Origin of the sequence: Cereibacter sphaeroides 2.4.1 (assembly GCF_000012905.2) — a bacterium.
In the GTDB taxonomy this organism is placed as follows: domain Bacteria; phylum Pseudomonadota; class Alphaproteobacteria; order Rhodobacterales; family Rhodobacteraceae; genus Cereibacter_A; species Cereibacter_A sphaeroides.
The window spans coordinates 1-25,601 of record NC_009008.1; the positions used below are offsets into that span (position 1 = coordinate 1).

The 25,601-nt window shown below is 68.1% G+C and carries 28 protein-coding genes, 6 pseudogenes and 1 other annotated feature; of the genes and pseudogenes, 15 read left to right on the plus strand and 19 right to left on the minus strand.

Translation table 11 applies throughout. The features are described 5' to 3' along the window. The first annotated feature begins 123 nt into the window (after window positions 1–123). From rnk to RSP_RS21955, 4 genes are all read left to right on the plus strand, one after another. A complete protein-coding gene (gene rnk, locus RSP_RS21940; protein ID WP_011836246.1) occupies window positions 124–564 on the plus strand; it encodes a nucleoside diphosphate kinase regulator in 441 nt (146 codons plus the stop codon). Between the two features lie 228 nt (window positions 565–792). Then, a complete protein-coding gene (locus tag RSP_RS21945; protein ID WP_011836247.1) occupies window positions 793–1,728 on the plus strand; it encodes a mechanosensitive ion channel family protein in 936 nt (311 codons plus the stop codon). A gap of 215 nt (window positions 1,729–1,943) precedes the next feature. Beyond that, window positions 1,944–2,001, plus strand: a sequence feature (sul1 is cis-regulatory element that is thought to sense ions involved in sulfur or methionine metabolism; They are found in Alphaproteobacteria). A 63-nt stretch (window positions 2,002–2,064) separates the two neighbouring features. Further along, the gene (locus RSP_RS21950) at window positions 2,065–3,555 is read left to right on the plus strand and encodes a SulP family inorganic anion transporter (protein WP_011836248.1); all 1,491 of its coding nucleotides are present in this window, start codon (window positions 2,065–2,067) and stop codon (window positions 3,553–3,555) included. Between the two features lie 13 nt (window positions 3,556–3,568). After that, a complete protein-coding gene (locus tag RSP_RS21955; protein WP_011836249.1) occupies window positions 3,569–4,414 on the plus strand; it encodes a universal stress protein in 846 nt (281 codons plus the stop codon). Between the two features lie 117 nt (window positions 4,415–4,531). On the opposite strand, the gene RSP_RS21960 is transcribed toward RSP_RS21955, so the two are convergent. Beyond that, complete coding sequence (locus tag RSP_RS21960) at window positions 4,532–5,155, minus strand: DMT family transporter (protein ID WP_320406921.1); 624 nt, start codon at window positions 5,153–5,155, stop codon at window positions 4,532–4,534. Between RSP_RS21960 and RSP_RS21965 the strand changes: the two genes are divergently transcribed. Further along, the gene (locus tag RSP_RS21965; RefSeq protein ID WP_011836251.1) at window positions 5,078–6,004 is read left to right on the plus strand and encodes a LysR substrate-binding domain-containing protein; all 927 of its coding nucleotides are present in this window, start codon (window positions 5,078–5,080) and stop codon (window positions 6,002–6,004) included. The two genes, RSP_RS21960 and RSP_RS21965, sit on opposite strands and share 78 nt — an antisense overlap. A gap of 13 nt (window positions 6,005–6,017) precedes the next feature. Here the strand turns inward: RSP_RS21965 and RSP_RS21970 are convergent. Beyond that, window positions 6,018–6,164, minus strand: a pseudogene (locus tag RSP_RS21970) (ABC transporter permease subunit); the annotation flags it as partial. A gap of 77 nt (window positions 6,165–6,241) precedes the next feature. Between RSP_RS21970 and RSP_RS22325 the strand changes: the two are divergent. Next, entirely contained in the window at window positions 6,242–6,412 is a 171-nt protein-coding gene (locus RSP_RS22325) for a hypothetical protein (RefSeq protein WP_017140444.1), read from the plus strand. A gap of 415 nt (window positions 6,413–6,827) precedes the next feature. Here the strand turns inward: RSP_RS22325 and RSP_RS21975 are convergent, their stop codons facing one another. Further along, a complete protein-coding gene (locus tag RSP_RS21975; protein WP_011836253.1) occupies window positions 6,828–7,244 on the minus strand; it encodes a MerR family transcriptional regulator in 417 nt (138 codons plus the stop codon). Window positions 7,245–7,328: 84 nt separating this feature from the next. Between RSP_RS21975 and RSP_RS21980 the strand changes: the two genes are divergently transcribed. Continuing rightward, window positions 7,329–8,117 (plus strand): alpha/beta fold hydrolase, encoded by a 789-nt coding sequence (locus tag RSP_RS21980; RefSeq protein WP_002724725.1) that lies wholly within the window; start codon window positions 7,329–7,331, stop codon window positions 8,115–8,117. Window positions 8,118–8,194: 77 nt separating this feature from the next. Here the strand turns inward: RSP_RS21980 and RSP_RS22740 are convergent. Continuing rightward, a pseudogene (locus RSP_RS22740) lies at window positions 8,195–8,299 on the minus strand (AsnC family transcriptional regulator); the annotation flags it as partial. Between the two features lie 114 nt (window positions 8,300–8,413). Here RSP_RS22740 and RSP_RS21990 point away from each other — a divergent pair. Together RSP_RS21990 and RSP_RS21995 are read left to right on the plus strand one after the other, a co-directional pair. Then, window positions 8,414–8,959 carry an RBBP9/YdeN family alpha/beta hydrolase gene (locus RSP_RS21990; protein ID WP_011836254.1) on the plus strand — a complete coding sequence of 182 codons (546 nt, stop codon included), beginning with the start codon at window positions 8,414–8,416 and terminating at the stop codon, window positions 8,957–8,959. Window positions 8,960–8,961: 2 nt separating this feature from the next. After that, window positions 8,962–9,594 carry a LysE family translocator gene (locus tag RSP_RS21995; protein WP_011836255.1) on the plus strand — a complete coding sequence of 211 codons (633 nt, stop codon included), beginning with the start codon at window positions 8,962–8,964 and terminating at the stop codon, window positions 9,592–9,594. 2 nt (window positions 9,595–9,596) lie between these two features. On the opposite strand, the gene RSP_RS22000 is transcribed toward RSP_RS21995, so the two are convergent. Further along, a complete protein-coding gene (locus RSP_RS22000; protein WP_011836256.1) occupies window positions 9,597–10,361 on the minus strand; it encodes an AraC family transcriptional regulator in 765 nt (254 codons plus the stop codon). A gap of 91 nt (window positions 10,362–10,452) precedes the next feature. Here RSP_RS22000 and RSP_RS22005 point away from each other — a divergent pair, with 91 nt between their 5' ends. Then, entirely contained in the window at window positions 10,453–11,193 is a 741-nt protein-coding gene (locus tag RSP_RS22005; protein WP_011836257.1) for a sulfite exporter TauE/SafE family protein, read from the plus strand. A gap of 147 nt (window positions 11,194–11,340) precedes the next feature. On the opposite strand, the pseudogene RSP_RS22010 reads toward RSP_RS22005, so the two are convergent. Both RSP_RS22010 and RSP_RS22620 read right to left on the minus strand, forming a co-directional pair. Beyond that, window positions 11,341–11,946, minus strand: a pseudogene (locus RSP_RS22010) (aminotransferase class IV); the annotation flags it as partial. Then, window positions 11,942–12,124, minus strand: a pseudogene (locus tag RSP_RS22620) (2-hydroxychromene-2-carboxylate isomerase); the annotation flags it as partial. The pseudogenes RSP_RS22620 and RSP_RS22010, both read right to left, overlap by 5 nt. Before the next feature lie 325 nt (window positions 12,125–12,449). Between RSP_RS22620 and RSP_RS22025 the strand changes: the two are divergent. Further along, window positions 12,450–12,698, plus strand: a complete 249-nt coding sequence (locus tag RSP_RS22025; protein ID WP_147176026.1) for a hypothetical protein — start codon at window positions 12,450–12,452, stop codon at window positions 12,696–12,698. Here RSP_RS22025 and RSP_RS22030 read toward each other — a convergent pair. From RSP_RS22030 to RSP_RS22710, 9 genes are all read right to left on the minus strand, one after another. Continuing rightward, the gene (locus RSP_RS22030; RefSeq protein WP_080588236.1) at window positions 12,695–13,066 is read right to left on the minus strand and encodes a PaaI family thioesterase; all 372 of its coding nucleotides are present in this window, start codon (window positions 13,064–13,066) and stop codon (window positions 12,695–12,697) included. The two genes, RSP_RS22025 and RSP_RS22030, sit on opposite strands and share 4 nt — an antisense overlap. Before the next feature lie 109 nt (window positions 13,067–13,175). Then, window positions 13,176–14,000, minus strand: coding sequence for an ABC transporter ATP-binding protein (locus RSP_RS22035; protein ID WP_020477361.1), 825 nt, complete (start codon window positions 13,998–14,000; stop codon window positions 13,176–13,178). Between the two features lie 47 nt (window positions 14,001–14,047). Then, a complete protein-coding gene (gene fhuB / locus RSP_RS22040) occupies window positions 14,048–15,985 on the minus strand; it encodes a Fe(3+)-hydroxamate ABC transporter permease FhuB (RefSeq protein ID WP_011836259.1) in 1,938 nt (645 codons plus the stop codon). A 3-nt stretch (window positions 15,986–15,988) separates the two neighbouring features. Beyond that, window positions 15,989–16,852: an ABC transporter substrate-binding protein gene (locus tag RSP_RS22045; protein WP_011836260.1), complete on the minus strand. Its 864-nt coding sequence runs from the start codon at window positions 16,850–16,852 to the stop codon at window positions 15,989–15,991. A gap of 42 nt (window positions 16,853–16,894) precedes the next feature. Next, on the minus strand, window positions 16,895–19,231 hold the full coding sequence (locus RSP_RS22050) for a TonB-dependent siderophore receptor (RefSeq protein WP_017140441.1): 2,337 nt from the start codon (window positions 19,229–19,231) through the stop codon (window positions 16,895–16,897). Window positions 19,232–19,400: 169 nt separating this feature from the next. Then, on the minus strand, window positions 19,401–20,375 hold the full coding sequence (locus RSP_RS22055; RefSeq protein ID WP_011836262.1) for a FecR family protein: 975 nt from the start codon (window positions 20,373–20,375) through the stop codon (window positions 19,401–19,403). Then, window positions 20,372–20,869 (minus strand): RNA polymerase sigma factor, encoded by a 498-nt coding sequence (locus RSP_RS22060; protein ID WP_011836263.1) that lies wholly within the window; start codon window positions 20,867–20,869, stop codon window positions 20,372–20,374. Before RSP_RS22060 ends, RSP_RS22055 begins: the two co-directional genes overlap by 4 nt. 334 nt (window positions 20,870–21,203) lie before the next feature. After that, window positions 21,204–22,181 (minus strand): cation diffusion facilitator family transporter, encoded by a 978-nt coding sequence (locus RSP_RS22065; RefSeq protein WP_011836264.1) that lies wholly within the window; start codon window positions 22,179–22,181, stop codon window positions 21,204–21,206. Then, window positions 22,181–22,303 carry a hypothetical protein gene (locus RSP_RS22710; RefSeq protein ID WP_017140440.1) on the minus strand — a complete coding sequence of 41 codons (123 nt, stop codon included), beginning with the start codon at window positions 22,301–22,303 and terminating at the stop codon, window positions 22,181–22,183. The genes RSP_RS22065 and RSP_RS22710 overlap by 1 nt, the downstream gene beginning before the upstream one ends. A 75-nt stretch (window positions 22,304–22,378) precedes the next feature. Here RSP_RS22710 and RSP_RS22070 point away from each other — a divergent pair, with 75 nt between their 5' ends. Further along, window positions 22,379–22,801: a MerR family transcriptional regulator gene (locus RSP_RS22070; RefSeq protein WP_011836265.1), complete on the plus strand. Its 423-nt coding sequence runs from the start codon at window positions 22,379–22,381 to the stop codon at window positions 22,799–22,801. A gap of 124 nt (window positions 22,802–22,925) precedes the next feature. On the opposite strand, the gene RSP_RS22075 is transcribed toward RSP_RS22070, so the two are convergent. After that, on the minus strand, window positions 22,926–23,726 hold the full coding sequence (locus RSP_RS22075; protein WP_011836266.1) for an AraC family transcriptional regulator: 801 nt from the start codon (window positions 23,724–23,726) through the stop codon (window positions 22,926–22,928). Window positions 23,727–23,882: 156 nt separating this feature from the next. On the opposite strand from RSP_RS22075, the gene RSP_RS22080 reads away from it, so the two are divergent. Together RSP_RS22080 and RSP_RS22085 are read left to right on the plus strand one after the other, a co-directional pair. Then, the gene (locus RSP_RS22080; RefSeq protein ID WP_011836267.1) at window positions 23,883–24,281 is read left to right on the plus strand and encodes a hypothetical protein; all 399 of its coding nucleotides are present in this window, start codon (window positions 23,883–23,885) and stop codon (window positions 24,279–24,281) included. 29 nt (window positions 24,282–24,310) lie between these two features. Then, complete coding sequence (locus RSP_RS22085; RefSeq protein ID WP_011836268.1) at window positions 24,311–24,721, plus strand: hypothetical protein; 411 nt, start codon at window positions 24,311–24,313, stop codon at window positions 24,719–24,721. A 120-nt stretch (window positions 24,722–24,841) separates the two neighbouring features. On the opposite strand, the pseudogene RSP_RS22800 reads toward RSP_RS22085, so the two are convergent. After that, window positions 24,842–25,036 (minus strand): annotated as a pseudogene (locus tag RSP_RS22800) (integrase core domain-containing protein); the annotation flags it as partial. Between RSP_RS22800 and RSP_RS22095 the strand changes: the two are divergent. After that, window positions 25,035–25,325, plus strand: a pseudogene (locus RSP_RS22095) (hypothetical protein); the annotation flags it as partial. The pseudogenes RSP_RS22800 and RSP_RS22095 overlap by 2 nt on opposite strands. Here the strand turns inward: RSP_RS22095 and RSP_RS22715 are convergent. Further along, window positions 25,268–25,591, minus strand: a complete 324-nt coding sequence (locus tag RSP_RS22715) for an IS66 family transposase (protein WP_017140438.1) — start codon at window positions 25,589–25,591, stop codon at window positions 25,268–25,270. The pseudogene RSP_RS22095 and the gene RSP_RS22715 sit on opposite strands and share 58 nt — an antisense overlap. Window positions 25,592–25,601: the final 10 nt, after the last annotated feature.

The window sequence follows — 25,601 nt, forward strand, 5'->3', positions numbered from 1 at the left end:
AGGGGCCTGCCCGACGGGCGGGCCTTTCGGGGCGCAGGACGGCTGTCCGGGGTCTCCCCGGCCGCCTGCCTTGGGAGAGCTGCCGGATCCCCTTTTTTCCAGTCCCCTTACGGAGGTTTCCTCATGTGCCCCGCTTCGCGCCGTTCCCGGCCTGCCATCGACATGACCCTGATCGAGCGCCTGGACACGCTGGCCGGCGCCGCCATCGCGCGGCTGCCCGATGTGGCCTATCCGCTGATCACCAAGCTGACATCCGCCCGCCTGCTGGCCCCCGCCCGCCTGCCGTCCGACGTCGTCACCATCGGCAGCGAGGTGCTCTATCACGACGATCAGGGCGCGCGGGACCGGCGCGTGACCCTGTCCTGGCCCGAAGATGCCGACATCAGCCGCCGATCCGTGTCGATCCTGACCCCGGTGGGCGTGGCGCTGCTGGGCCTGTCGGCGGGCGACCGGTTCCAGTGGCAGACGCGGGCCGGAGAGCGGCGCAGCCTCACCGTGCTGCAGGTCGGGTCGGAGCCGCGGCCCGGGACGACCCCGGCCGCGCCGCGGCCCGGGCTGTCCTGAGCGCCGGGACGGGAGCCTACCATGTCGCATCGGAAGATCCCCCGCTACTGTGCCGGATGCGGCGCGGCCATTCCCCGGGCCGCCGCCGGACGCTGTCCCTTCTGCCGGGTCGAGTTCGCCCCGGCCGGGGGCGGCGCCCGGCCCCCCTCGCCGGGGGGGGCCGGCGATCCCTATCGGCCGCCCTGCCGGACGCGGCGGGGCCGCGCCGCCTCTGCCCGCGGGGCGGCCATGATCCGGCTGCGCCCGCTGATCGCGCCCGCGCTGCTGTTGCTCGGCATCGCCGGCATCACCTTCGCGCAGGCCGAGGCGGGCCGGCGCTTCGGCATCGCGCCGCTCGGCCGGAATGGCCGGAACGCCCTGCAGATGGCGGCCTATCTCGGCCTCGCCTGGCTTCTCAGCCGGACCTTCGGCCAGCTGCTGGCCCGCCTGCGGCCGCAGAGCCGCCCGCTGCCGAAGCTGCTCGGCGATCTGGTCTCGGCCCTTCTGTTCCTGACGGCGATCGTCTCGGGGATCCTGCTCATCCTAGGCCACGGTGCCGGCAGCGCGCTGGCGGGGTCGGGGGTGGTGCTGGCCCTGTTCGGCTTCGCGATCCGCAATGTGGTGGCCGATACGCTCTCGGGGATCGCCTTGGGCCTCGAGGCGCCGTTCCGCATCGGCGACTGGGTCGATATCGAGGGGCTGGGCCGCGGCCGGGTGGTCGAGATCGGCTGGCGCACCACGCGGCTTCTGACGCGCGACTCGACCTATGTGATCCTGCCCAACAGCCAGGTCTCGCGGCAACGCATCGTCAACTACAGCGCGCCCCGGTCCGAGTTCCGGGCGCAGATGGAGATCAAGCTGGGACATGCCACCCCGGCAGCCGAAGGGGCGGACCTCCTGCATAAGGCGCTGCGGGAGGCGCCGCTGATCCGCCAGTCGCCCGCGCCCGACGTGCGCATCCAGGCCATCGAGCCCGATGGGGTGCGGTATGCGCTGCGCTACTGGCTGGGCCGGTTCGATCACGAATGGGAGTGCCGCGATGCGATCTGGCGCGAGGTGGATGCGGCACTCCGCCGGGCCGGGATCCCGCTGGCGCAGCCCCCCGTCGCCCTGCTCTGCGCCCGTGAGGGAGGCGCGACACCGGGGGCAGGGATGCCGGCCGGCGTCCCCGTCGCCCTGCGCTGACGCCCGGGCAGACGGGCCCGTCGGGGGGCGGCGGCAAGACATGCGACCGGACCTCCTTGGCTCCTGCCTCCTCGAGCGCGGCCTGCACCGCCTCGAGCGTCTACAGGACCCGCGCGTGCCGGTCGCCCCGGGCACCGATCCAGGTGGCCCCGCGCGAGGTCTCGCGCCGGACGGCTTGGCATGGGCCCGCACATCGGCTAGGTCCGTCCCACTCGTCAGGACCCGGGTGCGATCCCCGGGTGGCTCCTCCGGCCGCCGATCCGCCGGACAACCCACCAGCACCAGCAGGAACATCCGCCGGCGCGCAGGTCCGGGCCGGCGGGGAACGGGACATTCATGATTTCATTCGCCACCTATCGCCAGCAATGGCTGGGCCATGTGCGGGGCGACCTGCTCTCGGGGCTCGTCGTGGCGCTGGCCCTCATTCCCGAGGCCATCGCCTTCTCGATCATCGCGGGCGTCGATCCGAAGGTCGGGCTCTATGCCTCCTTCTCGATCGCCGTCGTCACCGCCATCGCGGGCGGACGGCCCGGGATGATCTCGGCCGCCACCGCGGCGACCGCCGTGCTGATGGTGACCCTCGTGCGCGACCACGGGCTCCAGTATCTGCTGGCCGCCACCGTGCTTGCGGGGCTGATCCAGATCGCGCTCGGGCTCCTGAAGCTCGGCTTCGTCATGCGCTATGTCTCGCGCTCGGTGATGACGGGCTTCGTCAATGCGCTGGCGATCCTGATCTTCCTTGCGCAATTGCCCGAGCTCGACCCGCGGGCCGTGCCGCCGCTGACCTATCTCCTCGTGGCGGCAGGCCTGGCCATCATCTATCTCTTCCCGCGCCTCACCCGCGCCGTGCCCTCGCCGCTCGTCACCATCATCGTGCTGACGGCGCTGACGCTCGGCCTCGGGCTCGACGTGCGGACGGTGGGCGACATGGGCGCGCTGCCCGACACGCTGCCCGTCTTCCTGATCCCGGACATTCCCCTGACCTTCGAGACGCTGCGGATCATCCTGCCCCCGGCCACAGCCGTGGCGGTGGTGGGGCTTCTGGAAAGCCTGATGACGCAGACCCTCGTCGACGAGCTGACCGACACCCGCTCGAGCCGCAATCAGGAATGTATCGGGCAGGGGCTGGCCAACGCCGCCACCGGCTTCATCGGCGGCATGGCGGGCTGCGCCATGATCGGCCAGTCGATGATCAACGTGAAGTCGGGCGGGCGCGGGCGGCTGTCCTGCTTCGTGGCGGGCGTGTTCCTGCTGATCCTCGTCGTGGGGCTCGGCGATGTCGTCAGCCGGATCCCGATGGCCGCGCTCGTCGCCATCATGATCATGGTCTCGATCGGCACCTTCTCCTGGTCGTCCCTCAAGGCGCTGCGCACCCATCCCCGGTCCTCCTCCGTGGTGATGCTGGCGACGGTGGCGACCGTGGTCTGGACCCACAATCTGGCCTTGGGCGTCCTCGTGGGCGTGCTGCTCTCGGGGATCTTCTTCGCCGCCAAGATTGCGCAGCTCTTCGCGGTCAGCTCCGAACTCTCGGCCTGCGGGCGCGCGCGGACCTACCGGGTCGAGGGCCAGCTCTTCTACGGCTCGGTCGAGGATTTCATGGCCGCCTTCGACTTCCGCGAGCCGCTCGAGCGCGTCACCATCGACGTGAGCCGCGCCCATATCTGGGACATCTCTTCGGTGCAGGCGCTGGACATGGCGGTGCTGAAGTTCCGCCGCGAGGGGGCCGAGGTGCGGATCGTGGGCATGAACGAGGCCTCCGAGACTCTCGTCGACCGGCTGGCCCTGCACGACAGGCCGGGGGCCCTGGACCGGCTCACGGCCCATTGAGAGGGAGGACGACATGACCGACAGGATCATGGCACTGGTGGACGGCTCGGGCTTCTCGCGCAGCGTCTGCCTTCATGCGGCCTGGCTCGCGCAGAGGCTGGAGCTTCCGGTGGACCTGCTGCATGTGCTGGGCCGCCGCGAGGCCGCCGATCGGGGCGATCTGTCGGGCGCGCTGCAGCTCGGCGCCCGCACCGCCCTGCTCGAGGAACTGGCCGCGCTCGATGCCGAGCGGGCGCGGCTCGCGCAGGCGCAGGGGCGGGCGATCCTCGAGGATGCGCAGGCGATCCTGGCCGCCGAGAGCGTGGAGACCACGCCCCATCTGCGGCAGGGAGACCTGATCGACACGGTGGCCGGGTTCGAGCGCTCGGGGCGGGCGCTGGTGGTTGGCAAGCGCGGCAGGGCCGCGGGCTTCGCCAGCGCCCATCTCGGCTCCAATCTCGAGCGCCTCCTGCGCGCCTCGAAGCTGCCGGTCCTCATCGTGCCCGCGGACTGCCGGCCGGTGCGCAAGGTGCTGGTGGCCCATGACGGCGGCAGAAGCGCCCGCGGGGCGATCGAGCGGATGGCGGCAAGCCCGGTCTTCCGCGGCCTTGCGATCACGCTGGCCTGCGCGGGCGGCGAGGAGGCCCGCGCGACGCTCGAGCGCGCCCGCGGCACGCTGCTGGCCGCGGGGCTGGCGGCCGAGACCTGCCTCCTGTCCGGCGCGCCCGAGGTGGCGCTCGAGCGGAAGATCGAGGCCGAGGGCTTCGACCTTCTGGTGATGGGCGCCTATGGCCACAGCCGCATCCGCACCCTGATCATCGGCTCGACCACCACCGCCCTGATCCGCGCCTGCACGGTCCCGATGCTCGTCTACCGCTGACCGGGGCGCGACAGGGCGGCCTGCCGTTTCTCGGCGGGCCGCCGGTCAGGCGCTCCCGGCCTTTCAAGCCATCGACCCGAAGAGGCTCCTATCCCGGAAAGAGGCGGGCCCGCCGGCCTACCCGGCCATCAGTCTGGACAGGCTCGGCCACTGGAACACCAGCACGCCGCCCATCACCGTCGCGGCCCCCAGCACCCGCCACAGATCCAGTGGCTTCCCCGCCAGCCCCATCAGTCCGAACCTGTCGATCAGGAGCGAGGTGAGGAGCTGCCCCGCGACAACCGCGATCATGAAGCCCGCGGCACCCATCGTCGGCATCAGGAGGATCGCGCCGGTGACGTAGACTATCCCCACCAGCCCGCCGATCCAGATCCAGGATGGCTGCGCCAGGGCCATGCCCAGATCCGGCACGGGCACCCGCATGGCCAGCAGCACCGGCAGGATGCAGATCAGGCTGACCAGCAATGAGGCAACCGCAGCCCAGAGGGGATGCCCCAGCGCACGGCCGAGCGCGGCATTGGCGCCGCCCTGAAGCGGCACGAGCGCACCCGAGACGAGCGCGAGGCAGGACAGGACAAGCAGGGGCATTCCGATCTCCTTTTCTCTGCCGCCGGTATAGGCCCCGCATCGGATGAATTTGAAATTCGACCTTGCTTCCCTATCATGCAGCATATGAATAATCTTCGTGCGGTCGATCTGAACCTTCTTGTCGTGCTGGATGCCCTTCTGGCGGAGCGCCATCTGTCGCGGGCGGCGGCTCGGCTGAACATGAGCCAGCCTGCGGTCAGCCATGCGCTCGCCCGGCTGCGGCATCTGCTGGGCGATCCGCTGTTCCGGCGCGAGGGCGGTCGGATGGTGCCCACGCTGCGCGCGCAGGCGCTGGCCCCGCCGCTGGCCGAGGCTCTTGCGCAGATCCGCAGCGTGCTCGGGCCCGATGCGTTTGACCCGGCCGCGCCGCATGTGTTTCGCCTGACCATGTCGGATTACGGCGCGGGGCTGGTGTTGCCGGGCCTGATGCGGCAGCTGCGCCGGATCGCACCGGAGATCCGGCTGGTGGTCACCCAGAAGAGCCGGGAGGCGATGATCGAGGCCGTGAGCGAAGGCGAGGCCGATCTTGCGCTCGGCGTCTTTCCCGGGCTGCCGCCGCAGCTCGAGGCGGAGCTCTTGCTGACCGACCGCTATATATGCCTGCTGGACCCGGCCCATCAGCCCGTCCGGTCCGGCGGCCTGACTGCGGAAGCCTTCTGGTCGGCTCCGCATGCCCATGTGGCGGTGCAGGGTGACTTCACCACGGAAATCGATCTGCATCTGAAGGATCGGGGCGGTCCCCGGCGCCTTGCGCTGATCCTGCCGCACTGGAGCATCGCACCCAAGGTCATCGCCGGCACGGATCTGATCCTGACCGTTGCCAGCCGTGCCGTGCCCGCAGCGCCGGAGCCGCTGATTGTCACGGCGCCCCCCGTTCCGTTGCCTCCGATCCCGTTCAGCGCGATCCACGCCAGACGCCGCAAGGCCGATCCGGCGCTCAGATGGCTGATCGCCCGGCTGCGGGAGGTCGTTGGCGAAGAGGCGGGAACCGCCGTGGCATGAGCCGCGAAGAAGGCCCCGAACTCACGCCGAAGACGAGCTCGGCCGCGATCAGCGTCCGCCAGGCGAAGGCCCAGCCGATCTTGAGGCCGGTCAGGATGCTCGGGAAGGCCGCCGGGATCAGGATCTTGGTGATGAAGCCCCAGCCCTTCAGCCCGTAGTTATGTCGTCCTGCCGCCCCCGCGCCACGAGGGCCGGATAAGCGCGGGCTCGCCCTTCGCGCAGCTCCAGAAGGCGGGAATGCCGACTGCCATCATGGCCGACATTCAGCGCCAGAGAAACGAGGATGCCCGGGAAGCCGTGCTCCATGCCATCCGCGGCGAGGTGGCGCGGGCGTGGCTCGGATTGCACAGCTCCGTGCGCGAGCGGACCGGGATTGTGGTTCTGACCAACCGCGTCCGGGGGAAGTGAATGCCGCGATCCGCGACGAGCTGAAGGGGGAACATCGGCTCGGCGCTCAGGATGTAACGGTCGCCAGTCTCACGCCGCTCTCGCTCACCCGCGCCGAAGCGCGCGAGGCGGCCAGCTACAAGGCTGGTGATGTGGTGATCTCGGTGCGCAGCGTAGAGGGGTTGGAGCGGGACAAACTCTACCGGGTTACATCCACCCTGGTCAACCTCGTCTCAAGGAGAGCTGCAGCCCGATCAGCAAGGCCTGCACTCTCTGTTCGCCCGCGCGAGGACAGTCAACTGAGCGGGCGGAGATTGGGCGTCCTATCGGACCATGCACGGCTGCGACATAACCGGCTCGGCGAGAAGGGCGGGGCGCCCGCGGCGCCGGGACGAGAGGGTATCATGGCTCCGGTCACCTCCGCTTGCGGACGGAACTAGAGCCGTGGACCGGCAACGCCGGGGTCACGCCCAGATCCCTCGAGGCCAATACCGCGCGGGTTCTCTCCGGGCAATCCGGCGAGGTAAGCCGCGACCTGCGACCGCGACCGCGATATATCGGCGAGCCTGCGATCGAGCTTTGCCAGTTCATCCGTGAGGCGGGCGCGCAGCCGCTCGCAAGGATGGAACGTCGGCTCGGGGCTGATGATGCAGGGCAGCAGGTCGCGCATTGCCTCGACCGTGAGCCCGGCCTCGGCCAGCTGTCGGATCATGCAAGCCTGCTCCAGATCGGCCGGGCCATAGTCGCGGTAGCCGCTTCCCGTCCGATGCGGACGCAGAAGCCCTTCCGCCTCGTAGAAGCGTAGCATTCGGACGCTGATGCCACTGCGGTCGGATACATCGCCGATCTTCACCACGCTCTCCTTCTTGGGACTTGACCCTGACAACGGTGTCAGAGTGCAAAAGGAGTGCCGACACATCAAGTCGGAGAAGAAGCAATGTCGAAGATCGAACATGTCCATCACAAGGGCGCGCGTGTGGGCTATCGTGACGACGGGGAAGGCAAGCCGCTCATCCTCGTCCACGGGACCGGGGGAGACGGCGAGGCCAACTTTGATGGCCTTCTGCCGCATCTGTCGCGGCGGCGCGTGCTGCGGCCAGACTATGCCGGATCCGGACTCACAGTGGATGCCGCCGAAGTGCTGACGGTCGATCATCTGGTGCATCAGGTCATCGCCACCGTGGACCATGCGGGGATCGACAGTTTCGATCTGGCAGGCTTTTCTCTCGGCTCTGCCGTCGCGGTCCGGCTCGCCGCCCTGCATCCCGGGAGGGTCGACAGGCTCGTGCTGATTGGAGGGTTCATTCACGCGGCCGACCCGCGCTCACGTCTGCAGTTCAAGCTCTGGGCGGACCTCGCCCGGAAAGATCCTGCCACCCTTGCGCGGCTCATGATGCTGACCGGTTTCAGCTACGCCTTCCTGTCGGCGATCACCGACTTGGATTCGGTGATCGCCGGCATGGTATCGGGCGGCAACTGGGAGGGAGTTGCGCGACAGGCGGAGCTGGATCTGCGAGTTGATGTCTCTCGTGAGCTCGGCCGTGTCAAAGCTCCAACCCTCGTGATCGGCAACCGGTGCGATCAGATGGTGGATCCGGCGGCTTCGATCGCGCTCGCTGCGGGCATAGCGGATGCCACCCTCGCTTGGCTTGAGGGGCCGCATCTTGCGTTGATGGAACGACCGGACGTCGCGGCGGACCTTTTGATGCGTCATCTGGCTGACTGAGCTCACCGCCTCGAGGGGCGCTGCAGCCCGATGGGCGAGGGCCGCGCTCTCAGCTCACGCGCGGGAGGATCGTCACCCGAAAGCCCGACACATCGGCCGACCTCCGATAGCGGGGTGCGGGCGTTTTCCTGAAGCGCTTCGAGGATTGCGCTGTCAAGGCGGTCGAGCTCACTGGTCGGCATGTTCCACCACGGATTCCGTTAACTCATCGGAAGTGTGCCAAAAACGCCGATGAATTGCCATTCCCGGCATGCGTTCGGCAAGGGACACTCTAGAAAGGACATCAGGAGATTAGCATGGGGCGTCGTTTCGTTATGGTGCCGGGCATCGGGGGATCCGGCCCTGAGCATTGGCAGAGCCATTGGGAAAGTCTCTATCCGAACACCCTCCGGATAGAGCCGAATTCCTGGGATGAGCCCGACCTTGCGGACTGGTTCGCCGCCCTGGACCGGGCGGTCGCCGCAGCACCTTATCCGCCGGTGCTGGTATGCCATTCGCTCGGGTGCCTGCTCTTTGCCCACTGGCGTGCGGCGTCGTCCCGTGCCATCGCCGCGGCATTTCTTGTTGCCGTGCCGGACCCGAGCGGGCCGGCTTTCCCGGCGCAGGCAAAGGCATTCGGAGCGCTACCTGCAACGGGGTTTGGTGAGCGGCCGGTGTTGGCCGTCGCAAGTGAGAACGATCCCTATGATCCGGAGGCGAGTGCGATAGCCTGGGCTGTCAGACAAGGCGCCTGGCCGCGTCGTCTCGGCCCAAGGGGCCATTTGAACGAGGCGTCGAACATCGGCGCCTGGCCCGAAGGCCAAGAGCTTCTGGCAGATTTCCTGGACAAGATCGGAGAGTAGCCATGGACGTTGCAACTGCATTGCTGAGCTTTTCCATTGCAGCGGCTTTGCTGACGATCACACCGGGGCTCGATACAGCCCTCGTTCTGCGGACGGCGGCGGTCGAGGGGCCGCGCCGGGCGATGCTGGCGGGGGCAGGGGTGGTGACCGGGGTGCTGGCATGGGGATTGATTGCGGCTTTGGGGCTCGGTGCTGTGCTGGCCGTGTCGGAACTGGCTTACCGTTGTCTTCAGCTTGCCGGCGCGGCCTACCTGATCTGGCTGGGTATCGGGATGTTGCGGGGAGCGTTGCGTGCGCGAGAGCCGGGCCTGCCCAAGGTCATGGCGCCTTCCGCACCAAATTGGTTCCTGCGCGGGGTAATGACCAACCTTCTTAACCCCAAGGTCGGTGTCTTCTATATCAGCTTCCTGCCGCAGTTTCTGCCCGTGGGCGTTTCGGTGGTGCCGTTCAGCGTCCTGCTCGCGGGGATACACGCGTCGATGGGGCTGATCTTTTTTGCAGCGCTGACTGCCGCGACAGTGCCGTTTCAGAATGCCCTGAACGGCCCTCGCCTGCCTCGGCTCCTCGACGGGGTCACCGGCAGTGTCTTGATCGGGTTCGCCCTGCGACTGCTGACGGAGCGGCGCGTGGGATGACCTCAGCTCTCGATCCGACGCTGCAACTGACCGGGCGTGATCCCATGGGCGGCCTGAAAGGCGGCCACGAAGCCGCTCGCTGTGGCGTAGCCGGCAGCATGGGCTGCATGTTGCACGCTCTTGCCGGCCATCAACGGGGCAATTGCGCGTGCCAACCGCAGGTCTCGCATCCAGGTGGTCCAGCTCTGCCCGGTGTCGCGACGGGCGAGCCGTTGCAGGCTGCGCCGCGACAGCGCCAGTGCCGCGGCCCAGTGGTCGAGCGAATGGTCGGCCCCATCGAGATGTGCCAGAGCGATACGACGCAGGCGCGGGTCGGTTGGTAGCGGCAGCGTGGGCGCGGGGGCGGGGCGCGCAAGCCGGTCCCACAGCACGGCCGTCAGCCGGGCGAAGGCGGGCTCTTGCCGGTCGGCGCGGCTGGACCCTGCGAGAGTGCGGAGAAGTTCGGCCTCCAGCGCTTCGAGAGGGAAAGGTGTGGGGGCCTTGGGCAGTGGCGCCGCGGCGGGTCGGGTGTAGAGGCTGACCGATTTCCGCGCGCCCTCGGCCCGGATGCGGTGGCGGTGCGTCGGTGGAAGCCAGATCGCCATGCCGGGAGAGAGAAGATGCAGCCGGCCTCCTGTCTCGACCGTCACCGGCCGGTCCGGGCACCAGGCGAGCTGCCCGCGCCAGTGCGCATGCGCCTCGGGCATTGTGCCGGGTGTGAAGCTCGTGATCCTGCCGATCACCGGGCTTCCATCCTCGGCAAATCCTCCGATCTCATCGCGCTGCATGCTGGCACCTCCGGGGTATCATCTGGCACCGGGGCAACACATTTTTCCAGCGCTTCCGTCACGATCGCGCGGAGGCGGAGCGGAGGACCGTATGGATATGGCGACAATCGCGCTGCTCGCGGGCGCAGGGCTGCTCGGCGGGCTGTGCAATGCGATCGCGGGCGGCGGCACGTTTTTTACCTTCCCGGCGCTGCTGGCCGTGGGGCTGCCGCCGGTGACGGCGGGCGCAACCAGCGCAGTGGCGATCTGGCCCGGCCATGCGGCCAGCCTGATCGGCGAAGGCGCGGTGCTGCGTCAGGACCTGATCGCGCGGCCCGGGCGCGTCACGGTGTTTGCGCTGGCCTCGGCGGCGGGGGCCGGGCTGTTGCTGCTGTCGGGAGATGCACTGTTCCGGCAGTTGGTCCCCTGGCTGCTGCTTTTCGCGACGCTGCTGTTTGCGGCAGGGCCCATGCTCAACCGCTGGCTTGCCCGCTGCGGGGTGTCGATCGGGCCAGTCAGCGCCGCGTGCGCCGAGGGGGGCGTGGCCCTTTATGGTGGCTACTTTGGGGCAGGGCTGGGGGTGCTGCTGCTGGCGCTGCTGACCGTGACGGGAGACGACGATCTGAAGCGGCTGAACGTGGTCAAGAATGCTCTGGCGACACTTGCGACCAGTATCGCCGTCCTGATCTTCGCCTTTGGCGGCGCGGTCGTCTGGGGGCCGGCTGCCCTGGTCTTCCTGGGGGCGACGGCAGGTGGTGTCATCGGTGGCCGGCTGGCGCGCCGGGTGAACCCGCAAACCCTGCGCGCCGCGATCGTCTGCCTCGGCCTGTTGCTGGTCTGGCACTACGCGTGAGCCCGGGTCGAGGCGCGGAACGCCTCGCGCAGGGCCGTGGTAATCCGCCCCACGGGCCATGTGCTGTGCTTGCCGGGGCGGTCGAGCGACCACGGGACGAAGCTCGACCGACGTGCCCGTGACGAAGACCTCGTCCGCTGCATCCAGATCGTCGAGGCTGACGGTTCCTTCATGAACCGACAGGCCGAGGCCACGCGCAAGGTCGAAGACATGGCGCTTGGTCAGGCTGTCGAGAAAGCATGTAGGAAGGGGAGACAGAAGCCTGCCATTCCGGACAAGGACGATGTTCGTCACCGTGGTTTCGGCGACATGGCCTGCCATATCCAGCATGAGGGCATCGTCATGTCCGCTACGGGCAGCTGCGGCCCGCGACAAGGTTCCGGTCATGTAGAGCCCCGAGCATTTCGACGCCGTCGGCGCCGTATCGGGCGCGGGGCGCCGCCAATCCGACAGAACCAGGCGCAATCCGCCGGTCCCGTCCCCAAGGGCGGTCTCCACCGGCCAGTCCCAGGCCGCGATGGCGGTATGGATCCGGCACCCCTGTGCGGAAACGGTGACGCTTTCACTGCCGCGCCAGGCGATCGCCCGAACATAGGCGTCCTTCAGTCCGCCAGCCCAAAGCACGGCCTCGGCGGCGGCCTGAAGATCATCGACCAGCCATGGCAGCGTGTAGCCGAGAAGTTCGGTCGAGCGCTGCAGGCATCGGAAATGCTCCTTGCCCAGAAACAGACGACCGTCATAGGCGCGGATAATCGCGTTTCAGCGGCGTCGACGACAATCCGCGTGCCCCCGTTACCTTATAAGCGGTGCCCAGCATATAGGGTCGCCAGAGCACGGTCCGACCCATGTCTGCCGCGATGGCCTCGATCCGCTGCGCCGCGAAGAAGGCGTAGCCGGACGAGAAGCCGAACCAGAACTCGAGGGAACTAATAGCTCTTCGCCGTCCCAGTAATCGACCGCATCCGCGTTTCGGAAGGAACTGGCAACCCGGCGCTTTGCCTTGTCACCTCCGTGCGCAGCGCCCGCGAAGACTGTCAGCTTGCCGCTGTCGGGATGCCTGGCATGGGTTTCAAGGTCAGTTCGGGAAAGTCTTGCCATTCTTCGGGTCTCCTTCTCCGTCCGCGTTAGCGGTCGGGGCTGACTGTCATGCGGCAGCATGGCTGCTCGCAATTGAGGAATCTTCCGGAGGTCCTGAGGATTTCGCGGCGACGAACACAGAGAGGAATTCTCAATATCCGCTGAGGGATCCGAAATTCATGGCTCTGGTCACGAGGCGCATTCTCTGGGGGAACACACCGGAGGTGACCATGAACCCGCGATGCACGGCAAATCCAGCGCAAGAGCACGACAAAGATAGTCTTGCATCAGGCCCGGCTCTGCCGCCGCGCCGCTTTCGGGCCTTTCACCGCTTGAGCGACAGGGAGTTGAAATATCTGGGATTGGATCGCCAAAATCTGCCGATCTTCAATCCTGTTCAGGCCATTCGCCGAGACGACCTGTTCTAGCGCGATGCGGGCAGGTCTGGCGTATCATGCAAGCAGATCAGTGTTTGCATCCCCGTGGCGACATGTTTGCGGCGTTCTCCATCAACGCCCCATACATCGAGCTGGCAGATGGTCAGTGTGCGACCATTCTTGATCACGCGGCCGACAGCCTCGGTAAAATCTCCTTGCGCCGGGCTGATCAGGTTCAGTTTGAACTCGACCGTCAGGACCGTACTGCCTTCGGGGAAGAGGAGGAAATGAGCGTAACCGCCTGCGCTGTCGGCGATGGCCGATGTTCCGGCGGCATGGAAGTAGCCATGCTGCTGCGTGAGTTCTTGGCGGAACGGGAGACCTCGAGCCGCTACATGATGGTCGAAGCCTTTGTCCAGATCGACAAGGAGGAGATCGACCCCATTCTAAGCATAGCCACGAAAGCCGCCTGATCATGCCCTCAGGCCATCCGGATAATCATACCAGCTTGACGGACGTGCCCCCCCGTCATTGCCTAGGCCGTTCCCAGGGGGCTCCATCGCCTTTCTCCCTCGGCACCACCAGTGCGCGACCGGAGTCCGGGTGAGGCAGCTTCAGCATCGGCAGGTCGTAGATGCGCTGCAGGCGGACGGGCTGCATGATGTCGGCGACAGGGCCGCTGTCGAGGATCTTGCCGGCCCGCAGCGCCACGAGATCGTCGCAGAAGCGCCCGGCAAGGTTCACGTCGTGCAGCACCATCACCACAGTGAGCCCCTGCCGGCGGTTGAGCCCGCGAAGGAGCGACAACACCTCGATCTGATGCGCGGGATCGAGCGCGGAGGTGGGCTCGTCCAGGAGGAGGCAACCCGCCCCCTGCGCGAGGAGCATGGCGATCCGGGCCCGCTGCCGCTCGCCGCCCGAAAGGGTCTCCACGGGGCTTTCGGCCTGGTCGGCGAGGCCTGCCTGGCGCAGGGCGTCCTGCTGGCGGGCGCGGTCCTCGGCGCCGAAGCGGCCGAAGGCGCCGTGCCAGGGAAAGCGGCCGAGCGCCACCAGCTCGGCGACCGTCAGGCCGGGGACGTGGGGCGGCGTCTGCGGCAGATGCGCCAGTTGCCGGGCAAAGTCGCTGGCGGCATAGGCGGCCAGAGGTCGACCGCGAAACAGGACTTGCCCGGCGGAGGGCGCGAGCTGCCGCGTCATCAGGCGCATGAGGGTCGATTTCCCCGAGCCGTTAGGCCCGAGGATGCCGGTCACGGAGCCGCGGGCGATGCGGAGATCCAGCCCCTCAAGGAGTTGCTGACCGGCGATTTGCACGCTCGCCTGACGGAGGTCGAATTCTGGAGAGCTGTGGGTCATGGATGTCCTTCGCCGTGACGGGGCAGGGAGCCTTCCGCTGCGCGGCATCAAGCGGCACGCTTGCGGAGTTGCCAGAGAAAGAAGGGGCCGCCCAGGAGCGCTGCGAGCAGGCCGGGCGAGATTGGCCAAGGCCAGGCCAGCAGCCCGCCCACCCATTGCGCAAGGACCATGACCGAGGCGCCGGTCGCGACCGAAGCGAGGGCCGCCGGCGCGGTGGCGCGGAACCCCATTGTCGCCACGAGATGGGGTACGATCAGGCCGACGAAGCTGATCGGACCGAGGGCGATCGTGCCCGCGGCAGCGGCAAGAGACGCGAGCGCAAGCCCCGCAGCGCGGGCGGGCGTCACGGCCAGCCCGCGCCCTGCGGCGACCGCCTCGTCGAGCGCGAGCAGGTCGAACCAGCGCCGCAGGAGGAGCGCCACCGCCAGTACCGCGATCGCCACGCTCCAGGCCAGCAGAGCCTGGGCGAGGCTCGCGCTGCCGGTGGACCCGGAGAACCAGCTGAGGAGCGCTGCGCCTTTCGGCCCGCCCGAGGCCAGCACCAGCGTCAGAAGCGCCTGCGCCGTGCTGCCGAACCCCACGCCGATCAGCAGCAGACGCGAGGTCGCAAACCGGACCCGCGCGGCCAGCAGCGTCACCAGCGCCAGCGTCGCTCCTGCGCCTGTGGCCGTCAGGGCGAAGCGCGAGACGAGCCCGCTTTCCGGCAGGAAGACCATGGCCAGCGCGAAGGCAAGGCCCGCCCCATGCCCGACGCCGAGGAGGTCGGGGCTCGTCAGCGGGTTGCGCAGGAGGCGCTGGAGCAGAAGGCCCGAGAGCGCAAGACAGGCGCCTGCGCCGGCCGCGAGCAGCAGCGGCGGCAGGCGCCAGCGCAGGACGGCGGCCAGATCCCTGGCCGTGGTGAGGTGCAGGCCGGCTTCCGAGCGACCGATCAGCAGCGCGAGGGCGAGCAGGACAGGCACGGCAAGCGCCAAAGGAAGCAGTGCCCGCATCGGACGCCGGGGCCGGGCGAGCGCCGGCGGTTCGGGGCGCGCGGGAAGATCCGGGCTTCGCGATCCGAGCGACAGAAAAACGAGAAGCGGTCCAATGAAGAGGCCTGACGCCGCGCCGACCGGGACGTCCCCGGCAAGACCCGAGAGCAGCCGCGCCGTCTGGTCGGCAAGCAGCAGCAGGACCGCGCCCCAGAGTCCCGCGCGGGGCAGGTCGGGCCGGGAGCGACCCCCAGACCTGCCGCCCAGGCCGCGGGCGAGCGCGGGGCCCGCGAGCCCCACGAAGCCGATCAGGCCCACCGTCGCCACCACCGAAGCCGTGATCCAGGCCGCGGCGGCGAGCAGCAGGAGCTTGGTCCGGCGCACGGAGAGGCCGAGGCCCTCTGCGGTCTCCTCGCCCAGCATCAGAAGCTGGAGCGGCCGGTGCATCAGCCACAGCGCCCCCGCCACGGGGGCGGTCTGCGCGAGAAGGCCGAGGCCGGGTTGCCAGCCGGCCTGCGCCAGCGAGCCGGCCTGCCATGTCAGCAGCTCCTGCAGGAAATCGTGGTTGAAGAGGACGAGAAGCGCATGGGCGGCCGCGGCGCAGAGATTGACCATCACGCCGGCGAGCACCAGCGCCTGACTGTGCAGGCCGCGGCCCCATGCAACGGCCAGCACCAGGATCAGCGCCCCCGCGGCTCCGGTCAGGGCAAGGAGCCCCGGCGCGGCCTGCCAGAGAGCCGGAGCCAGCAGCAGCCCTGCGGCCAGTGCCAGCGAGGCGCCACCCGAGATGCCGAGGAGCCCGGGTTCGGCCAGCGGGTTGGCGAAGATGCGCTGGCAGACCTCGCCCGCCATCGAGAGAAGGAACCCCGCGAGAAGCGCCATGGCGAGGCGCGGCAGGCTGCTCTGGGTCAGCACGAGCCGGGCGAGCCCGTCGCCCGCCAGCGCCTCGGGCAAGAGGGGCAGCAGACCTTGCAGCGTGAGCGCGCCGGCGAGGAGAAGGAGAAGCGTGCGCGCCATGGATCAGCCTTGCATGAGGGCCGCGGCGACCGTTTCGGCCAGATGCCGGGCCGAGAGCAGCGCGCCCTGCGGATAGAAGCTGCCGATCCAGTGCGCACGCCCCGACGCGACGGCGGGCACCGCGCGCCAGAGGGCGCTCGCCCGCAGCATCCGCTCGGTCCGCGGCCGCATCGAGGCGATCTCGACCAGCAGGATGGTGGCGTCTTCCAGCCGGATCAGCTCCTCGAGAGAGGCGCGGTAGGTGCCGAGCGCAGTGACCGGGCCCGTCCAGGCGTTGGCGAGGCCCATCCGCGCCAGCACCGCGTCGGGCAGGCTGCCACGACCGTAGAGGGTGAAGAGCCGCCCCGAGAGGTCGGGGACGCAGACGAGGACGGAGCCGCGGTCCGCCGGCACACGCCGGTCCTCGGTCGTCAGGACCGCCTCCGTCCCGGCCACAAGCCGTGCAGCGCTGTCCGGCGCGAGGCCTGCGGTGGCGGCCATCTGGCGCGCGAGATCGGCGGCGAGATCGAGCCGGCTGCCATCCGTCTCGGTCGGCACGATCTCCACCGGGGCGATTGCGGCGATGCGCGGCGTCATCATCAGCGCCGAGGCCGGCGCGATGATCCTGTCGGGCGCGAGCCGCGCCAGATATTCGAGGTTGATCTCCCAGAAGGGCCCGATGTCGACCACGCCCGGCGGCAGGTCGAACGGCATGCGGCTGGCGAAATAGCCGCTGTCCGAGATCGCGAGCGGCGGTCGGTCGAGCGCGATCAGCGTCTCGGCCGCTGCCCAGTCGATGACGGCCAGCCGTGGGCCGGCCGTCGCCCGCGCAGGGACGGGGAGGGTCAGGGCCACAAGGCCCGCGAGGAGAGGACGGCGCGAGATCATGGGAGGACGACGGAGACGGCGGGCCGCCTCCGTCCGGATCCGTCAGAAGCCGATGGCGATCTTGGCCGTGACCATCCGCCGGTCGCCCTCGTAGCAGGAATAGGCGCTGGCGCAGGTGGTGAAGTACTCCTTGTCCGTCAGGTTCGTCACATTGAGCGCCAGCCGCGCGGTCTCGCTCAGCGCATAGCTCGCGCCGAGGTCGATCACCGTCCGGCCATCCACCTTGATCGTATTGCCGTTGTCGCCGAAGCTCGTGCCCACATGGCGCAGCCCGCCGCCGAGCGAGAGGCCGTCCAGCGCGCCCGCGCCGAAGCTGTAGTTCAACCAGAGCGACGCCTGCGACTTCGGCACCAGCGCGGGGCGGTTGCCCTCGTTGCCGGCATTGTCCTCGGTGATCTCGACATCGCTGTAGCTGTAGTTCGCCGCAATGTCCCAGCCCGAGCCGAGCGAGGCCTTGCCCTCGACCTCGATCCCGCGCGAACGGATCTCGCCTGTGGCGATGTTGTAGCCGGTCGAGATGCCGCCCGGCCCCAGTTCGGGCGTGAGCACGTTCGACTTGGTGATGTCGAACAGCGCCACTGTCAGCAGCGCGTCCGTGCCCGAGGGCTGATACTTCGCTCCCAGCTCCCATTGCTGGCCGCGGGTGGGATCGAAGGTACGGCCGTCCGAGCCGAGGCCCGCGTTCGGCAGGAAGCTCTCGGAATAGCTGAGGTAGGGGACGAGGCCCGAATCCGTCAGGTAGCTCACCCCCACCCGGCCCGAGAAATTGTCGAGATCGACCTCGCGCGCGGTTCCGGTCAGGTGGTCGTCGGTTCTGGTGCTGAGCCAGTCCTGACGCCCGCCCAGCGTGAAGAGGAAGCGATCCAGCCGGATTTCGTCCTGAACGTAGAGACCCGTCTGGCGATACTCTTCGGTGTAGTCATAGGCCACGGTCGTGGGGGTGGGAACGTCCACGCCATAGACGGGCGCATAGGGATCGAGCGAGGGCGCGGTGCCGTTCCAGCGGCGCGCGTCCGTGTCGCTGCGCGAATGGTCGAGCCCGATCAGCAGCTTGTGCGAGAGCCGCCCGGTCTGGAACTCGCCCAGGAGGTTGGTGTCGACCGCAAGGCTGTCGAGGCTTTCCGAGAAGCGCCGCGCCTGCCGCGTGAGGCCGGTGGCATCCGCCCCGATCATGGCGATCATGTCGAGATCGAAGTCCACGCGCCCGTAACGCAGGTTCTGGCGCACCGTCCAGCCATTGTCCATCCGGTGGCTGAACTCGTAGCCCAGCGTCTTCTGGTCCTGCTCGCTCCGCGAGAAGTTCGGGTCGCCCACGAGGATGTCGGTCGGCGTGAAGAAGATCGCCGTGCCGCCCGAGCGGTCGCGCAGCGCCTGCGCCGTGACGGTCAGGCTGGTGGCGTCGGTGGGTGCCCAGGTGATCGAGGGCGCCAGCATCAGCCGGTCGTCCTTCATCCGCGTGCCGTCGCCGTAGGAAAATTGCGTGTTCCCGTCGCGCGCCACGCCGACCAGCCGGTAGGAGAGCGTCTTGTCCTCGGTGAGCGCGCCCCCGAAATCGACCGCCGCCTGCGTCGTGGCGAAGCTGCCGTAGGAAAGTTCGGCCTCGCGCAGCGGTTCGGTGACCGGCCGCTTCGAGGTCTTGCCGACCACGCCGCCCGCATCGGACTGCCCATAGAGGGCCGAGGACGGCCCGCGCAGCACTTCGATCGTCTCGAGCTGGTGCGGATCGGTGCGGAAATGGCTGTAGTTCGAGGCGATCTGGCGCAGCCCGTCGAGATAGGCGCTGGAGGACTGGCCGTTGAAGCCGCGCAGCATGATCCATTCGAAGCCCTTGGGGTCCGGGCCGTAGGTTTCGATGTTGACGCCCGGCACATAGCGCAGCGCCTCGGTGACCGAGCGGGCGCCCTGCGCCTCCAGCTGGCGCGGGCCGATCACGCTGACCGACTGCGGCACTTCCAGAACGGGCGTGCCGCTCTTGCTGGCCGTGCCGCTGGCGCCCGCGACGAAGCTCGTGGCCCCGTTGCCGTCGCCCGCCACCCGGATCCGCTCGAGCATCACGCCGGCCGAGCCGTCCGCCGCGCCCGCGGGGATGCGCTGGAAGACGTGGATCGTGCCCGCATTGGCGAAGCGCCACGAGAGGCCGGTGCCCGCAAGCAGCGTCTCCATCGCCGCCTCGACGCTCATCGCGCCCTGCACCGGATTGCCCCGCACCGCCACAGCGCCCTCGTCGGGCATCACGATCGAGAGCCCGGCCACGCGGCCGATGTCATTGACCGCCCGCGTCACGGGTTTCGCCGGAATGTCGAACCGGTGCGGCACGCCTTGCGCCAGCACGGGGAGCGCCGCTCCGCAGAGAAGCGCGGTCGTCAGCAGCCGGGCCATACGGCCGGTCCGCCAGGGGAGAAGAGACTGCCCTCGCATGGAATATCCTTTGTCCTTCGTCACGGTGAGCACGGATGGCGAAGGTTCGGGCTTTCCATGCACTCATCAGGTTCACGTCCCGGGGCGGGGATCACTGAACCGACGGGCGCATCTTTTTCTCGGATGGCCCCTAGGGGCGCAGGATCCGGACGGATCCGGGCAGGCGGGTGATGGTCAGCCCCACCGTGTCGCGCAACGACTCGAGCGCCGCCTCGGGATGATCGAGATCGAGGCTGCCGGACACCCGCCTGTCTCCGAGGTCGCGCGAGGCAATGAGGATGTGCCCCGGCAGATAGCGCTCCAGCGTGGCGACCAGATCGCCGAGCCGCATCCGGTAGAAGGCGAACCTGCCGTCCTGCCAGCCCGATGCTTCGGCCAGGTCCACGGCTTCCACGGAAGGCCGACCCGGGCCGTCGACGCTGAACTGCTCGCCCGGGACCAGCGGCTGCTCGACCGGCAGACCGGGATAGCGGACGCTCACGCGGCCTTGCCTGAGGACGATCTGGCCGCCGTCCTCCAGCAGCCGGACGTCGAAGACGGTGCCATGCACGGTGACCTCGCCCTTGCCGAAGCGCACACGGAACGGTCGCGGCGATCTGGTGACCTCGAACGAGGCCGCTCCGCGCAGCAGCCGCAGAAGGCGGTCGGGACCGTCCATGTCGACGCGGATCGCGCTGTCCGCGTCGAGGAGCACCCGGCTGCCGTCGGGCAACGAGACGCTGCGGCGCTCGCCCCGGGCGCTCGCGTAATCCGCTCCGAGATCCTGCAGGAGATGGGGCTGGCGCAGCCAGAGGCCGCCAAGGCCGATCGCCAGGGCCAGCACCGCCACAGTTCCGCCGCGCAGAACGCGCCGCCGCCGGGCGCCCCGGTCCATCGCCGCCAGATAGACCGAGAGCGCCCCGGCCTCGGCTTCGGCAAGCCGCTCGCCGGGCGCGCGCGTCTCGCCCCAGAGCGCTTCGACCTCGGCCCAGGCGGCGACATGCGCGGGATCCTCCTCGAGCCAGACCTGCAGTTCGCGCTTCGACAGCGCGCGGCCGCGCAGGCGGACAAAGAGGTCACGGGCTTTCGCGCGCTGCGGCTCGGTCGGGTGGCGATCCCCAGTCAAGCCCCGACCTCTGCGGCGGCGGCGCAGGCGGCGACGGCCTTGGCCATGTGCTTGGCCACCGCGCGCTCCGACATGCCGAAAGCTCCGGCGATTTCGGAAAAGCTCCGGCCATGGACGCGGTTGAGCAGGAAGATGTGCCGGGTCTTCTCCGGCAGGGCGAGCAGAGCCAGATCGATCCGCTGCAGCGCGTCGCGGGCGCCCATCGCGTCTTCCGCCGAGGGCGCATGCAGACCCTCGTCGCGTCGGGCGGCCTCGGCCAGCAGCCGCGCCCGGGCCTGCTCCGCGCGCAGGTGATCGACGGCCGCGTTGCGCGCGCAGCGACTGAGATAGGCCGCAGGCTCCCCGTTCAGCCGCGTGGCACGCTCCCACAGACGCAGGAAGATGTCATGGACGATGTCACGCGCGAGGCTCGCGCAGCCGATCCGGCGGGCGATCTGCCGCTCCATCCGCTCGCGTTCCGAGACGTAGAGCTGAAGGAGGTGTTCGGACTGCACTGTGCGGGCCTGACTGTGAAGAGACGCGGCACCTTAAGGCCGCATGGAACTCCCGACAATATCGCTCGGCCATTCTGTCGTGGGCGTCCCGCGTTGCTTCTGCCGCCTGTCGGCAGATCCACTGGTCGGTCAGAACGCTCTGTGTCCCAACGATGGTGGTTAACGCTTCGGTGCTAACGACCACGCCATATGGGTCTGGAGCCTAAGACGCTCCACAATAAGCGGCGTCTCCGCCACAGCGCGGACGCTCGTTCAGACAGGACTTCGCATAGAACCCGAAAGACCACGGTGCCGATCTCAGGGGTGGCCATTCCTGCCTGGGGATGGACAGCGCTTAACCCCTCCTGTGCTCTGCGCCTGCCGCCACCTCGACGGTCACATGCTCCATCCCGGTCGTCTCGCGCACGCGGCCTTTCACGGCGCGGCGCACGTCGTCCGCCACCGCGCCCGGCGCGAGCTCGATCTCCAGCGTGGCCATGGGCCGCTCCTGAGTGATCGACCAGGCGTGGACGTGATAGGCGCGGGCCACTCCGGGCAGCGTGGCTTCGAGGTCGGTCGCGACGGCGCGGGCGTCGAAGCCCGCCGGCGCGCCTTCGAGCAGGATATGGCCGCTCTCGCGCACCACGGACCACGCCGAGCGCAGGATGAGGAGAGCAACCAGCACGGACAGGATCGGGTCGATGGGGGTCCAGCCTGTCCAGATGATGATGAGCGAGGCCGCAATCGCCGCAACCGAGCCGAGCAGATCTCCCATGACGTGCAGGGCGGCGGCACGGACGTTGAGGTTGTCGCCCTCTGCGCGGCTGAGCACCCAGAAAGCCAGAACGTTCACCACGAGTCCCCCCACGGCGACCCAGAGCATCAGCCCGCCCAGCACCCCGTGCGGGTCGCGCAGGCGCTGGATGGCCTCGAAGACGATCCACCCCGCGATGGCGAACAGCGTGACCCCGTTCACGAAGGCGGCCAGCACCGAGAAGCGGTCGAAGCCGTAGGTCCGCTTCCAATCCGCCGGTCGCCGCGCCAGCCGGAAGGCGAACCAAGCCAGCAGAAGCGAGGCGAAGTCGGTCAGCATGTGGCCCGCATCGGCCAGAAGCGCGAGCGATCCGGAGATGAGCCCGCCGATGACCTCGGCCCCCATGAAGCCGCCCGTCAGGGCTGCGGCGATGAGGATGGCGCGTTCCTTGGAGCGGCGCGCCTCGGGCGTGTCATTGGCCGAGAGGGTCGGACCGTGCGAATGCCCCGCATGTCCATGTCGATGTGCGTGCCCATGCCCGTGTGCATGATCGTGCCCGTGACTGTGATCGTGTCCCATCACCGCACCTCCGCCCGAAGGCCCTTGTCAGCCGGGCGCGTGACGTGCGCGTTTATCCCGTGGTGGAGTGTGGGGGCATCGAAGCCCGGCAGGTCAGGGCTGCGGAGGTGGTGGTCGGTCATGGCAGTGCTCTTGATTCGTCTCGTCCCCATGGTAGATACGATCTACAGCCACTGTAGCTTCAAGGGGTGATCGCGATGCAGGGCCATTCCATCGGTGCGCTGTCCAAGCGCACGGGCGTAAATGTGACGACGATCCGCTACTATGAGGGGCGTGGTCTTTTGCCCGATCCCGGCCGCACGGGCGGGGGGCAGCGCCGCTACGGCGATGCCGAGCTGGACCGGTTGTCCTTTATCGCCCATGCCCGGCAGCTTGGATTCGACCTCGACGCCATTGCCGAACTGATCGCGTTGCAGGAGACACCCCATGCTGCCCATGGCGACGCGCACCGCATCGCGAAGGAACGGATTATCGAAATCCGGGATCGGATCGCGCGGTTGCGGCGGCTGGAGGCTGAACTAGTGCGCGTCGTGAAGACCTGCGACGGTCAGTCCGATGGGCAACCCTGCCGGGTGCTGCATGCCCTGGCCGACCATCAGGCGTGCGAAGGCGAGCACTGAGACCTGCTTGGGGTCACAAAGAGGTTCTGAACGTGAACACGTCGCGTGTCAGGGTGAACGCCCGGCCGGAGCATGCGCCAAGCGGCCATTGTGGACGACACTCGGTAGCTCTTATCGCTCTTCCCTATCGTAAACGGTTCCGCTCGAGCAGATAGCGGCCTGGAGGCTTGCCGACCATCTTTCGAAACATGGTCACGAAACTGCTGGCGCTTTCATAGCCGAGATCGATGGCGATGGCCTGAACCGACTGACCAGCGCTCAGGCGCCGCAAGGCAAGCACGATATGCAACTGTCGGCGCCAGCGGCCGAAACTCATGCCCACCTCGTCGGCCAAAAGACGGCTCAGGCTGCGCTCGCTGAGCGCGACGCGGGAGGCCCACTCCGCGACGCTCGCGTGATCCGCGGGCGCCGCGATCAACAGGTCGGTGAGCTTCTTCAGGCGCGGATCGCCGGGGATGGGCAGGCAGAGATCCTCGACCGGTGCCACAGCCAGCTCATCGAAGAGAACGGACACGATCCGCCCATCCGGGCCGTCGACGTCATAGAGGTCCGGCAGAGCGTTTGCCCGCATCAGCAACTCGCGGAAAAACCGCGACACCGCGATCGTGCAGCAATCTTTCGGCAGGTTCGCGGAGTCGGGAGGATCAATGAAAAGAGAGAGACACTCCACCTCGCCCGAGCCGAAAACGGAATGGGGCAGCCCGCTGGGAATCCACACGGCGCATTGCGGCGGTACGATCCAGACTGCGCCGTCGACCTCGCAATTGACGACGCCCCGCACCGTGAAAAGCAGTTGCGCCTTTTGGTGATGGTGCCGGGGCGATTGCTCCAGGGCGTCAAGGGTGGCGACCGCGTTGGCGGCCACCAACGCACGCGGGATCTCGTCGACATAGGCGAGCCAGTCGCGACGGACGTCCAGATACATCTCAGACCTCGGCATTTTCAGATCAGGCCGGATTGAAACATATCGTGGCAGGGTTGCGCAATGACGCCACGTGCCGGCTGGCGTATCTGGTGATCGCGCTCCGTTACTGGAGGGGCAGAGCTGACCTGCCAGACACATAGGCACAGGAGTTTCCACGTGATCGACAATGCCCCGGTTAAGCTCGCGCTCGCATGGCTCATCCCGGCAGTTGGTGCCGCACTCTTTGTCACGATCCAGTGCTTTTCCTATCTGAACGTCTATGTCGGCAGCGGCGGGACGATGCAGGCCATGACGTTCGATCCCGCCTCCTTGTGGGGCGTGTCCATTTTCTATGGCGCCTGGGTCCTCCCGCCCTTGCTGGCGCTGGCCGCAAGGCGCGCGACCGACTGGGCGATGCTCGTCTTCGGCGGTCTGCTGTTCATCATGAGCACGCTCGCTGGCGTCTTCGATGGCTTGCGCGATGGCGGCCATCTTGTGGGTCTGGAACTGCTGGCTGTCACGCTGCCGGGTGTGGTCGCGCTTCTCTTTACATGGCGGCACATTCGTTCGACCTGAAACCGTCCATTCTCGCCGGGAGACGACACATGCCCTTGGATATCACGAATTTTCCGCTTGTCTGGATGAGCTATGACGAAGCGCCCGATCACAACCACGACGAGGATTTCGCGGCACTCGAGGCGTGCTTCAAACGCGGCGCACCGTTTGTGATCCTGAGCGATAATGCTCCGACCGAAGACGAACAGCACGACCATAGCCAGGAAGAAAGGAAGCGCACTGCGCTGTGGATGAAGAAGCACAAGGCCGAATTGCGGACGCTGGTGCGGGCGATGATCGTGATTGAGCCGAGCGCCGGCAAGCGTCTGGCCTTCAAGACTTTCGGCGCGGTCTTTTCCAAATTCTGGGGTTTTCCGTTGCGGATTGCAGTGACTCGCAAAGAGGCGATGGACGTCGCCGAGAACCTGCTATCAGAGGGCGCGGGGTCTACAACATTCTGAAGAACAGCTGCGTGGACCGCGCGACGATGGTTTTCTGAAGATTGCAAGTTTCGCTCGAGCTTTGGTCGATCGGGCTATGGCGCAGTGGCCCGCCCCCATGGGGTGGTACGGTTTTAAGTGCATGACAGGTCTCGGCGCCACGGTTGAGGTGGCCGGCGTAGAGGGTGCGGTTGGCGAAGCCGGCCACTGCACGGCCAGTGGCGACGGGGGACGGTGGCCCAGCGATGAATGCGGGCGCCTCGTGTTGTAATGCTGGCGCCAGGTCTTGATCACGATCCGGGCTTCGGCCAGGCTGTAGAAGATCCGTCCGTTCAACGTCGCGGCCGTGGCCACCGCCCGCAAGATCGCGGCCCTGATCTGGCAGTTGCTGACGAAGGAGCCCCCGTATCGCTGGGCGCGTCCCGCCTTCGTGGCCGTGAAGATGCGCAAGCTGGAGTTGCGTGCCGTCGCCGCCAGGGCTCACGCGCCAGCGGGTCCCAGCCGCGACTACTGGATCAAGGAGATCCAGCATCGGGAAATCGAACTGGTCGCACAGGCCGAACTTGCTTACGCGCAGATGGTCGGGGCATGGAAGGACAAGCCGCCTAAGCCGCAGGGAGGATGAGAAAGGGGCTGTTCAACAACGTCCGTGTCGATGGCTACACGCCCATCCTCGAGGAAGAGGCCGAAGGCATCCCAGCGGTTCAGGACGTAGCGGAACGCCTTCGCCAGATCGCTCTTGCCCGAGATATAGTCGAGGTTCTCCTCGGCCCAGACCTTGAATGCCTTGACCTTCGGGCGGCTGTGCGCCTGCCGGACAGCGTGGCGCTCGTCGGCACTGCGGCCGTTGATCTGCGCTTCGATGTCGTAGAGCGCTCCGATCCGGTCCACCGCCTCACGG